This is a genomic window from Streptomyces sp. AM 2-1-1 (assembly GCF_029167645.1).
In the GTDB taxonomy this organism is placed as follows: domain Bacteria; phylum Actinomycetota; class Actinomycetes; order Streptomycetales; family Streptomycetaceae; genus Streptomyces.
Genome location: NZ_CP119147.1, coordinates 7,123,355 through 7,134,031, shown reverse-complemented (window position 1 = coordinate 7,134,031; position 10,677 = coordinate 7,123,355). Strand labels below are relative to the sequence as shown.

The window sequence follows — 10,677 nt, the reverse complement described above, 5'->3', positions numbered from 1 at the left end:
CCCGCGGAGCGGGTACCTCGGCGCTGGCGCGCCGAGGAGCGGGAATTCGCTGCGCGAATTCTAAAAGGCGCTGCGCGCCTTTTGATAAACCGCTGCGCGGTTTATGAAGAATTCCCGCATGCGGGAATTCGGATTACCGCTGCGCGGTAATCGAGGGCGCCTCTCCGCTGCGCTGTGAGGCGGGGCGTCCGCTGCGCTCCCGCCCGACCGGCTTCGCCGGGCTGGCTACGGCACGGGGTGGCGGTGCATCAACTGTGCCTGCGGGTAGGATCCCGAATCGGTGAGTATTACCTACCGGGGCCGGCTCCGGGGTCCGGTACCACGAGGAGGTCGGGGCCGAGGGCTGGAAAGTCTCGTCCTGACGGGAAGTCAGGCCAGGGCCACGCTCGCACTCGGGAAGGGGTGTGATGCGCACTGCTCCCGCAATGTAGCACACTGATTGGCCACGGTGGGGCCGGAACAGGCCAATCGTCAGTCTATGTGATGCATCGTGCTGCATCAGATTCGTGCATCTCGTGATGCACGGGTAGCATCACGAGGGAACGGCTACCCCATTCCCCCGGATTTGGAGCGTCTCGTCATGACTGGTGGAATTCCGCTCTATCCGCATCAGGCGGAAGCGGTGGACGCTATCGTTGCCGGGCTGGGAATTCGGCCCGGGCAGCAGATTCCGAAGAATGGGCTGCGCGGTCAGGTGCACGCGGCGTGCGGCACGGGAAAGACGTTCATTGCCGCCGGCGCGGCGCAGCGTATTTCTCCGCATGGGCGGGTTCTGGTTCTTCTTCCGACGCTGGAGTTGCTTGCGCAGACGGTGCGGGAGTGGCGGTCTTTCGGGCGTTCGGGCTCGATGGTGGCGGTGTGCTCGATGGATGACGATCCGCGTCTGTACGACTTGCGGGTGCCGTCGACGACGAATCCCCAGCAGTTGGCGTTGTACTACGGCAGCGGGCCGGTGACGGTGTTCGCGACGTACGCGTCCCTGCCAGTTCTGGTGGAGGCTCACGAGGGCGCGTACGGGTTGCCGATGGACGTGTGGGACCTGGTCTGTGTGGACGAGGCGCACCGGACCAGTGGGTCGCTGGGTAAGGCGTGGGCGGTCGTCCACGACCAGGAGCAGCTTCCGGCGATGCGCCGGCTGTATCTGACGGCGACGCCGCGGATCTGGATGGAGCGGCCGCGTCCGCGCTGGCGGTCGGAGTTTCCGAAGGAGAGCGGGGCGGCGGGTCGCCGGGCGCCGGTGGACCGGTTGCCGAAGGAGATGGCCTGCTCGATGTCGGACGAGCGGATCTTTGGGCCGGTTCTGTGGGTCCTGGATCTGTCGGACGCGATCGGGCGGGGGCTTTTGGCGCGGTATCAGATTGTGGTGGTGGAGCTGCGGGATGAGCGGCTGACGCTGGAGAAGCTGTACGGCGAGGAGCGGTTCGAGGAGCACGTACGGGGCGAGCGGCTCGCCGTGCTCCAGGCGGCGCTGCTGGAGACGATGGCAGAGCACGGGCTTCAGCGGTGCATCACCTTCCACCACCGGACGGTCGAGGCGAACGCGTTCTCCGCCGGGCTGGGGCGGGTGGCGGCCCGGCTGCATGTGGCTGACCCGGACCGGCATCCGGCGGAGGTGTGGTCGGGGTGGCTGTCGGGCGAGCACGAGCCGGAGACGCGGGTCCGGGATCTCCACCGGTTCGGGGGACGGGCGGGACGGGCGGTGATGTCGAATTGCCGGGTTCTCGGCGAGGGTGTCGACTGCCCGAGTGTGGACTCCGTCGCTCTTATCGACCCGAAGGGGTCGGCGGTCGATATCGTCCAGGCTATTGGCCGGGCGCTTCGACAAAAGCCCGGTCAGGATAAAATGGCGACGCTGATCGTGCCGGTATTTCTCGGTCCGGATGAAACTCCGGAAGACATGCCGTATTCGGCGTCGTATCGGCCTTTGTTGAAGGTTCTTTCCGGGTTGCGTGCGCATGATGAGCGTGCGGTGGAAATGCTTGCTGCTCCGCAGGAGGACCTGCATCGGACGAAGCCGGTGTCGTCGTGGCTCGGTGAGGCACCGGAGGGTGACGACGCGGAGGAGCAGCGGTTGCTGCTGCGGTTCGGGGTGCACCGGGATCCGGCGTTGGTGGCCAGGATGGTGGAGTACAACCTGATCGAGCCGGAGCACGCGAACTGGCGGGCGGGGCACCGGGCGGCGGTCGCGTACCGGGAGCGGGAGGGGGACCTCGCGGTTCCGTACGGTCATGTCGAGGGCGGGAGCGGAGAGTTCGGCTCCGGTGAGGGTGGGAACGGCGAGTTCGGCATCGGGGAGGGCGGGGGCGGGGGCGGGTTTCCGCTGGGGCGGTGGCTGTCCGATCAGCGGAGGGCGATGCGGGCCGGGACGATGCTGCCCGGGCGGGCGGAGGATCTGGAGGCGCTCGGCGTCGTGTGGGACCCGGTGGACGCGGCGTGGGAGGAGAACCTCGGCGCGGCGAAGGCCTACTTCGCGGCGTACGGGACACTGGCCGCACCGGTCACCGCGATGATCATGGACCGGCCCATCGGGCAGTGGCTGGCCAACGCGCGGAAGAAGAACGGGCTCGGGAAGGACCCGGGGCGGGCGTCGCGGCGTGCGGCGGTGCTGGCGGCGATCGACCCGGACTGGGCGCCGGACTGGCCCGTCGACTGGCAGCGGCACTACGCCGCCCTGAAGGGCATCGTGGCGTCGGGGAGCATGGTCGGGGACGTGGAGCCCGGGGCGATGGTGAACGGGCTGGACGTGGGCCGGTGGCTCGGCGTTCAGCGGAACGGGTGGGAGGCCTTGCCCGGAGGGCAGCGCGAGCGCCTGGTCGAGCTCGGCGTCCGGCCGCCGGAGCCGGCCGCCGCGGTTCCGGCGCGGCCGCGGCGGGCGTTGGGTGGTGCGCGGGCCGGGGCGTTCGAGCGGGGCCTGGCCGCGCTGGCCCAGTACGCCGAGCGGGAGTCCACGGTGGTGGTGGCGAGGTCTTGGTCCGAGGAGTTGCCGGACGGGACGTCGGTGCGGCTGGGGGTGTGGCTGTCGAACGTGAAGAGCCGACGGGCGACGCTCACGGTTGAGCAGCTTCAGCGGCTGGCCATTCTGGGGCTGGAGTGGGCGAAGGCCGCATGAATGGGCGAGGTCGCTGAGGGGCGGGTCCGTGCGGCGGTCACCGTCCATGCTTGTCGGCGGGCGTGGGCGGAGTCAAGGCGGTGTTCACCGCGGTGCTGGGCGACTCGGCGGTACAGCGGATCGGAGCCTTGGTCGAGGAAGAGGAGGAGGAGTGCCGGGGTGGAGCTGACGAGTTTCAAGCACCAGCCTTCGGCAAGGTCTCTGCATCGGGCCGCACCGCAACAGGAATCCATTACCGCCTGCAGTCCGCCCATAGAAAGCAACACAGCAGCGCCCGTCCCCCCACCACAGCCCTGACCAGCGACAGGACAACCCACGCTGTAACGACCGGCAACCAGCTGATCTACACCATCACTATCAGCACCAAATCGACATTTCTGTCCCCATTCGAATCCCTAACCGCAGCAAGCTGAACAGCAGAAACCCGATCAATACCGCACTGACATCACGATGCGAACTTCCATCGACAAAAACCCGCAGATCATCACACGTGCTTGTGAGGCAGGGCGCCTGCGGTTTCCGAGCTGGGAAGCCCCTGAGAGGAGCTCAGGGGTGGATGTCGGACATGCTCGATGTCGGTGTACTCGACGAGGAGACCGGCGGCCCGGGGGCCGCAGTCCTTGAATTACCGCTTCTAGAGGATCTCGGCGATGACGGCCTGGAGCTGCGCGTCGGAAGCGCCGGCGACCTGGGCGGTGAAGAGGTGAGCCGCGTACTAGATGCCTGTTTCTGAACACAAGGTCGTCTGCCGTGCAACCGAACTTTTCACGGGCAGAAAAAATACGCCAAATTATGGCTTGAATCGTTCGGGGTGACCATATCTACAGCCCCGCTAATTCTGTTGCGGCATTCCCGAAAAATCTTCATATTTCCACCCTAGAGAACCATAAAGAAACCCGTGTCAGTTACACTTATATCGGACTTAGCGGGCACCCCATCAAACCCTGACCGCGTGCAGGGTTGCCTCCAAATGCCTTTACAGAAGCGTCCCAACTATGAAAGATGATCACACCGTCCACACTAAGTTGTCAGTCGATAAAAAATCGCACTGCAATCTCGAAGGAGTTTTTTATGAAGAAGCCCGGAAAATTCGCCCTCGCTGCCGTATCGCTGGCCACCGCTGCTGGCGCCCTTGCGGTCGCCGCCCCGGCCCACGCCACCGCGGCCCCGCAGGTACACGTCTACTCCGTGGCGAATGGCGACACGCCCCCCGATGTGCTCACCCTCCCGAACGGCGACAAGCCGACCGAGTGGGGAGCGGTTTCGTTCCAGGAGGGCTCCGGCCCGCTGACGAGGGCTTCCGTCGGTGGCGGCACTTGGAACTACGGAACTTCGGCCGCCGCGACGGGGAAGCACTGCTACTCCAACTACATTCACCCCAGCGTGAAGCACTCGGCCAGCGTCGCCATGGCGCAGCTCACCGACAAGGACATCCAGAACGCGGATGTCTGGGCCAAGGCTGTCGTCACGGCCGGCGTCGCCTACACCTGCAACGCGTACTGGGGCAAGTACTAAAGAATCGGCCTAGCCTTCTTGGCTGAAGTCTGGCCTCCAGTGACCGAAGACCTAACTTTCACCCAATTATGAGCAATAGTTAGGTTTTCGGTCACTGGGGAACCCCACGACATCCCGGGTGGTGCAGTAGGGTGAAGCCTGAACATCCCTCCCCCGCAAAGAGGTTGTACGCGTGCGCTCATCACTTTCGACTGTCACACTCCCGCTTGCGGTTGGGTTGTTCGTTGGGGTGGCTGGGCCACTCTTGGAATCGATGGACGGACAGCTGAGTCATGCTGTGAGCGTCACTTTAGTCGCTGGCTGGATGTACAGCCTATTGGCGTTCTTTGCGGGACTGATGGCTAAATCCATGAAGCAATCTGGCGTTATGGGTTTCGCGTCACTATTCGTCACCGTACTTGCCTACTACGTAACAAAGGCGATTCAAGGCGATTTCGTGGCGCCAGATTTTAGTGATCCAACTGGAAAGGCCACTCATTTTGCGTGGCAGGATTTCCTTTCTATGCTCGTATTGTGGTGGGCCTTCGCTCTTCTTTTTGGCTCTCTTTGCGGATTCGCTGGCTATTACTCGCGTAAGGCTTACCACCTGGGCCTCCGCCTGGCCTGTCAACTCGTAGTCCCAGTGGTAATTGTTTGTGAGACCACTATGCGGTTGTCTGTAGAAGCCAGCAGGCAGGACGCTTTGGTCGGTAATACTTGGGACATCACCCGCATGCTGGCCGTAGCTGCAATTGTGGCCCTAGCGGGTGGAACAGCCTTCAGTGCCCGTCGCCGACGTGCTTGCTGACGCCTCTAACACCCCTACCTGATCGACCATCACTGCCACCAGCCCACTGAAATGAAGCCGACACATCGCACTGGGTGACCCGGAGGTGCGGCGGATCGGGGCCTTTATCTTCCTGGCGTGCACGACTGTGGCGCCTCCCACACGGGAGGCGCCACAGTCGTTCTGCCCCGTCACCGGAGGCATCACGTCATGCTGCCCGCAGTACTTCCTAGATGCGCAGCGGGTAACCGGGGCGAGCGTCTCCTTCTTGGCCTTGCGGGCCATGTCCCCCTGGGCCCTGACCCACTGGCTGACATCCCTCCGCTGCAGTACCTGCGGCAGCTGGCCGGAGGGCCGGACCGATGTGTGCTCGGCGCGCTCCGCAGCGGGCCGGGAGAGAGGCCGCCGCAGCGGCGTACGCGTTCCCCGACGCCGTGTCACCGCCTCCACCGCCCACCTCCCAGTAGCCAGCCCCAGGGGAACAAGGGGAAGTCCGCGGCGGGGGCGCCACCGGCAGGTCGCGCCTCTGGTCGCGCTTCTCGTCGTACTCTGATCGCTCCCCTGGTCGCACCGGCCGGGCAGCCGCGGACCTGGTAAACACCAGGTCAGACCGCGTTTTCCGGGGCGCGGCGGCCGGCGACTACTTGCCTGGGGAGCCCGGCCGGCACTGGGCGAGTGCCTTCCGGCCTGTTGCCGGTCCGCTGGCGCGGGCCGGGCGGGCTGTGAGGGCTACGGCTGTGCTTGCGGCTGTCGGTGGCGTGCGGACCGATTGGCTGCGCGCCGCGGGCAGCGCTCCCCGGGCCCGGAAAGGGCTGCTGCGCGACCACCAGCTCGCTCCTCCGGGTGCCGGGCCGGCCGCCCGGGGCACCGTCACCCAGCACCGCCCAGCCCCGCCCGGCCACCGCCACCCGGTTCGGAGTGACCGCCACCCGCCACCCCGGGTGGCGGTAGCCGAGCGGTCCCGGGTGGCGGTCCTGAACTGCACACACGCTGAAAACCCGCCCATGGTGGATTTCACGGCCGAACCCCGTTCCCTGGCGCATCCCCTGACATCCGTCCAGACATCCGCTGGGAAACCCACGGCCGGGCCCGGAGCAGGCCGAGGGCGTAGGAGCGGCGCTGGGGGCTGTTGTCCCAACCGTCCAGCACCTCAGCAGCCGCGTACGCCGGCCGCCTGCGCCCTTGAGGACCCCCACCCGGAAACCAAACATCCCGGTACGTCTGCGGCGAACCAGAGGGAAACGGACCCGTGGCCTCCCAGCTACCGCGCTGACCTCACGATGCCGAACCGCCACCGAAAAAAACCCGCAGGTCATCACTGATCGGCCAGGGGCTGCCATAGGTGCTGCCGCACCGACACCAGGGGCGGGGGTTGAGGGGGTCCGTCCAGGTCAGCACCCATGGCAGCAACCCTGCGGCAGCACCTGCGGCAGCACCCGTGGCACCAGCTGCGGCAGGGGCGCGGGCGGTCCGCCGTGTGCCCGCGCGTGCTCGTGCACGGGTGCACGCCGAACGCGCAGGAGGGACTCCGCCGGTCTCCGGTCGGCCCACCTCTCGAACGGCCGGGCGACCCAGTCGACGGACACCCCGGGAGCGCTGTACGCCGATCCGACGGGCCAAACAGCGCTACGGAAAGTAGCGGCGAAGCGAGGCCGGGCGAAGCAAATCCCCTTGAGCTGTCCCCGAGGGGCAGGGGGGTCGAGGGGTTTCGTGCTCGTCTCGCCGCTGCCGTGCGTGACGGGCTGCTGAAGGCCGTGCCACCGGGATGGCCTGCGAGGCGCCGTCCAGGGCGCTTTCCCGGGCGCCTCAACGGCACGGCCACGACGGGGAAACGTCCACGTCACCGGCCTGGTCGAGGGGGTGACGCCGCGCCGACTACTTCCCCTACGGGGTGTCCGCTCCCTCAGAACCCTCGAAGGCGTCCGAGGGCGGGGCGTCGGCCGGCTCGACGGGCCGCTGCGCTTGGTGGTGCTCAACCAATCCGGGCCGGAGCCACCGCCGGGGCAGTCGTCGCCCCTCGTCGTCGTCGATCTCACGAACCCGCACACGTTCAGCCACGTGATCATTCTGACCGCCCAGTTCCAGACCACGGCAGGCCGCAGACCTGGCTGCTGACGAATCAAAAGGGAAAGGCAAAATGAGATCATGGATGCTGGACTCGCCGCACTGCTCGGCGCCACCGTAGGCTCCCTCGCCACCATCGGCGCGGCGATGGTGAACGGGCGCGCGACCGCACGCTCGCAGTTCGGCCAGTGGCGCAGGCAGCACCGCAGGGACGCCTACGCGAACTACCTCGGTGCTCTTCACGACCGGGACATCGCCATGGACGCCGTGTTGGGCGCACTCCAGCCGGAGATTCCCGACCTGCGGGATGTGGACGAGAAGGTCCACCATTTCGTCGCACTGGCTCGGCAGGTCCACCGTGCCGTTGAAGTCGTCATCCTTGAAGGTCCGCCTTCGATAGGGGAAGCAGCCGACCGTGTGGCTCACGCATCCGGCGACCTCTCCAACGTGATGCGGCGGATGGTGAAGAACGCCCATGCAGGAGACTCCTCCCAGAAGGCGGCGGACACCGCTCTCGCCGCCGAACGAGAGCGCGCCCTTTACCAGGCCGTGAAGGGCTTCCGCACGGCAGCCGGTGATGTCCTCGGCAACACGAACTGACCACTCCGCCATTGCACCACCAGAGCGACCGCCTCATCGCGGTGTCGTTCGGCATAGTCCGGTCATCAGGTCGGTGCCGCCCACCACGGCAACCGTAGCTTCTCCGAGGACTTGGAGGCGCTCGGCGTCGTGTGGGACCCGGTGGACGCGGCGTGGGAGGAGAACCTCGGCGCCGCCCATGCGTACTTCGCGGTGTACGGGACTCTGGCCGCACCGGTCACGGCGATGATCATGGACCGGCCGGTGGGGCAGTGGCTGGCCAACGCGCGGAAGAAGAACGGGCTCGGGAAGGACCCGGGGCGGGCGTCGCGGCGTGCGGCGGTGCTGGCGGCGATCGACCCGGACTGGGCGCCGGACTGGCCCGTCGACTGGCAGCGGCACTACGCCGCTCTGAAGGGAATTGTCGCCCCGGGGAGCGTGCTCGGGCATGTGGAGCCCGGGGCGATGGTGAACGGGCTGGACGTGGGCCGGTGGCTGGTCGCCCAGCGGGACGGGTGGGGGGAGCTGGTCGGGGGGGCCGCGCGAGCGCCTGGTCGCGCTCGGCGTCCGGCCACCGGAGAAGCCGGCTGGTGGTCTGGTGAAGGCGCGGCCACGACGGGCGGGCGGGGCGCGGACCGGCGCGTTCGAACGAGGGCTCGCCGCGCTCGCCCAGTACGCCCAGCGGGAGTCCACGGTGGTGGCGAGGTCCTGGTCCGAGGAGTTGCCGGACGGGACATCGGTGCGGCTGGGGGTGTGGCTGTCGAACGTGAAGAGCCGACGGGCGACGCTCACGGTTGAGCAGCTTCAGCGGCTGGCAGGCCTCGGACTGGAATGGGCCGCATGAGCGTCGGTCAGCACGACGTGGACGCGTACGGCCCCGAGGGAGGCTCCGGCGGGTGAGTCGGTCGTGGCCTCTGTGTGGGACGTGAAGGCCGTCCTGGCGGCGGCGTGGCGGTGGACGTGGGCGTTGGCCGATCCGAGCGGGTTCCTCGTCCTGACGCGTCGGAGGAGATCGCTGCCGTGGCGCTCAGCGCCGTACTCGAGGACGAGCGCGCCGGGTATGCGAGCGCCTGGAGGCATTCGAAGCGGCGGTGGTGGAGGCCTCGAAACGTCGGGGGCGCAGCTTCTCCGCGGCCTCAGGTCGGCCTTGAGCCGCCGGGCGGCCGCTGTGCGCGCCGCCTGGACGGAGCGGATCTGCTCCCTGCTGTACTGGTTCCGCCGGCTACGGATCCGCTGGGAGATCCGCGACGACGTCCACCGAAGCCTTCCTCACCCTCGGATGCGTACTCATGCGCCGGCGGCGCCTGCGCGCTCCGGTGACCGATGCTGTGAGCTAGCTGGCATCCGCCAGCCGGTTAAGGACTTCCCTGGGAGTGAAGCTCCAGCCGACCAGACGCGGCCCACTCCAGTTGATGCCGATCACGAGTCCGTCCCGGGCAGCATCGGGCAGTACAAGATCGCACCAGGTGTCCACGGGCATGGAATCGACGCGGAGCCCACGACCCCAAATATTCGCCGCCCTCTGAGCCCGGAGCGAGGTAGACCAGAAGGGAAAACTTCGCGTGCCGTCCGCGGAGAGGTGAGTCGGGCTTCCGTCGTCATCCCGGACAAGCCAGACCACTCCGTTTCCACGGACATCTCGGAAGAATGCCGCCGCCTGCGAACCGCTCTGACTCATGGCCACCGAGCCTAAGACCTGTCCCGTAAATGATCTTTAGTGGGTGTGGTTCGGTTCAACACGCGGCCTCGCTGGGCACCCTGTCCGTGGGCTGCGCCGCTTCAGGTCCGTGAGGGAAAGTCAGGGTGGCCGGTGTAGGGCGAGGCAAGGTCTCGCAGGTCGTGGCACGGCCATGGGTCGCGGGCGGGCCAGTATGCGCCGTTTGGCTTCGACCTCGCGCAGGACGCGGGCCGGGTCGTGCAGAGCCACATGCAGAGCAATCGTGGGGTGGAATCCGGAGAGGTCAACCTGACAGAAGTCGACCGTGTGTCCGTGGGCAGACCACTCCCCGCATCCGTCGCCGTCGCCGTCGCAGCGTCGTGCCAAGTCGGCCTCCTCGTCCAGCCGCGCCTTGAGAAACTTCACCAGCTCTTCAGTCATAGGAGCATTCTCGACGTTGTGTCGGCACCATGAAACGATCTTGTCTGGTGTGATCACGGCGTCGGAGTCGTCCTGGATAGCCCCGTTCACGGGGCTGAGCCCGGGTGTCTTCGGCAAGTTGGTGACTGCGCTGCGCCGTGAGGGTGCGGATCCGGTCCGCAAGGGCCGCCCATGGTCCCTTCCGCTGGAAGACCGGGTGCTGCTGGTGGCGGCGCACTGGCGCACGAACCTCACGTTGCGCCAGCTTGCCCCGCTCTTCGGCATCTCGAAGTCCGCGGCCGACCGCATCATCGATGATCTCGGCCCGTCGCTCGCGCTGTACGTGACACCGCCTGGACTGAGGACGCCTCCCGTGTGCGCACCGGCACCGCCCCTCGGGCCATGGCCAGCCTGCGCAACCTCGCCCTCGGGTCCCTCCGCCTGTCAGGGCACCGGAGTATCGCCGCCGGCCTCCGCCACCACGCGCGCAACGCCACCCGCCCCCTGACCACCCTCGGCATCACGTGATCAAACCGGACAACGCTCCCAACTGACGTCCAGCGCCCC

At 67.1% G+C, this 10,677-nt stretch carries 10 protein-coding genes and 2 pseudogenes; 10 read left to right on the top strand and 2 right to left on the bottom strand.

The window, feature by feature from the left end:
* The first annotated feature begins 580 nt into the window (after positions 1-580).
* From PZB77_RS30755 to PZB77_RS30720, 8 genes and pseudogenes are all read left to right on the top strand, one after another.
* A complete protein-coding gene (locus PZB77_RS30755) occupies positions 581-3,109 on the top strand; it encodes a DEAD/DEAH box helicase (RefSeq protein WP_275490425.1) in 2,529 nt (842 codons plus the stop codon).
* A gap of 50 nt (positions 3,110-3,159) precedes the next feature.
* Entirely contained in the window at positions 3,160-3,522 is a 363-nt protein-coding gene (locus PZB77_RS30750; RefSeq protein WP_275490426.1) for a hypothetical protein, read from the top strand.
* Between the two features lie 143 nt (positions 3,523-3,665).
* Positions 3,666-3,842, top strand: coding sequence for a hypothetical protein (locus tag PZB77_RS30745; RefSeq protein ID WP_275490427.1), 177 nt, complete (start codon positions 3,666-3,668; stop codon positions 3,840-3,842).
* A gap of 338 nt (positions 3,843-4,180) precedes the next feature.
* The gene (locus PZB77_RS30740; protein ID WP_275490428.1) at positions 4,181-4,624 is read left to right on the top strand and encodes a lactococcin 972 family bacteriocin; all 444 of its coding nucleotides are present in this window, start codon (positions 4,181-4,183) and stop codon (positions 4,622-4,624) included.
* A 172-nt stretch (positions 4,625-4,796) separates the two neighbouring features.
* Complete coding sequence (locus PZB77_RS30735; protein WP_275490429.1) at positions 4,797-5,411, top strand: DUF6518 family protein; 615 nt, start codon at positions 4,797-4,799, stop codon at positions 5,409-5,411.
* A gap of 2,124 nt (positions 5,412-7,535) precedes the next feature.
* Entirely contained in the window at positions 7,536-8,054 is a 519-nt protein-coding gene (locus tag PZB77_RS30730) for a proline dehydrogenase (RefSeq protein WP_275495850.1), read from the top strand.
* 129 nt (positions 8,055-8,183) lie between these two features.
* A pseudogene (locus PZB77_RS31340) lies at positions 8,184-8,333 on the top strand (helicase associated domain-containing protein); the annotation flags it as partial.
* 298 nt (positions 8,334-8,631) lie between these two features.
* Positions 8,632-8,877 (top strand): helicase associated domain-containing protein, encoded by a 246-nt coding sequence (locus PZB77_RS30720; RefSeq protein WP_275490432.1) that lies wholly within the window; start codon positions 8,632-8,634, stop codon positions 8,875-8,877.
* A 489-nt stretch (positions 8,878-9,366) separates the two neighbouring features.
* Here the strand turns inward: PZB77_RS30720 and PZB77_RS30715 are convergent, their stop codons facing one another.
* Positions 9,367-9,711 (bottom strand): DUF2750 domain-containing protein, encoded by a 345-nt coding sequence (locus PZB77_RS30715; RefSeq protein WP_275490433.1) that lies wholly within the window; start codon positions 9,709-9,711, stop codon positions 9,367-9,369.
* Between the two features lie 120 nt (positions 9,712-9,831).
* A complete protein-coding gene (locus tag PZB77_RS30710; protein ID WP_275490434.1) occupies positions 9,832-10,131 on the bottom strand; it encodes a DUF6221 family protein in 300 nt (99 codons plus the stop codon).
* Positions 10,132-10,171: 40 nt separating this feature from the next.
* Between PZB77_RS30710 and PZB77_RS30705 the strand changes: the two are divergent.
* A pseudogene (locus PZB77_RS30705) lies at positions 10,172-10,450 on the top strand (transposase family protein); the annotation flags it as partial.
* A 62-nt stretch (positions 10,451-10,512) separates the two neighbouring features.
* Positions 10,513-10,638, top strand: coding sequence for a hypothetical protein (locus PZB77_RS30700; protein WP_275496289.1), 126 nt, complete (start codon positions 10,513-10,515; stop codon positions 10,636-10,638).
* Positions 10,639-10,677 lie beyond the last annotated feature (39 nt).

What these genes read in the sequence shown, in the direction of transcription:
- PZB77_RS30715 (WP_275490433.1), bottom strand. Translation starts at nt 9,711, where the DNA reads ATGAGTCAGAGCGGTTCGCAGGCGGCGGCATTCTTCCGAGATGTCCGT.
- PZB77_RS30745 (WP_275490427.1), top strand. Translation starts at nt 3,666, where the DNA reads ATGTCGGACATGCTCGATGTCGGTGTACTCGACGAGGAGACCGGCGGC.
- PZB77_RS30740 (WP_275490428.1), top strand. Translation starts at nt 4,181, where the DNA reads ATGAAGAAGCCCGGAAAATTCGCCCTCGCTGCCGTATCGCTGGCCACC.
- PZB77_RS30730 (WP_275495850.1), top strand. Translation starts at nt 7,536, where the DNA reads ATGGATGCTGGACTCGCCGCACTGCTCGGCGCCACCGTAGGCTCCCTC.
- PZB77_RS30710 (WP_275490434.1), bottom strand. Translation starts at nt 10,131, where the DNA reads ATGACTGAAGAGCTGGTGAAGTTTCTCAAGGCGCGGCTGGACGAGGAG.
- PZB77_RS30755 (WP_275490425.1), top strand. Translation starts at nt 581, where the DNA reads ATGACTGGTGGAATTCCGCTCTATCCGCATCAGGCGGAAGCGGTGGAC.
- PZB77_RS30700 (WP_275496289.1), top strand. Translation starts at nt 10,513, where the DNA reads ATGGCCAGCCTGCGCAACCTCGCCCTCGGGTCCCTCCGCCTGTCAGGG.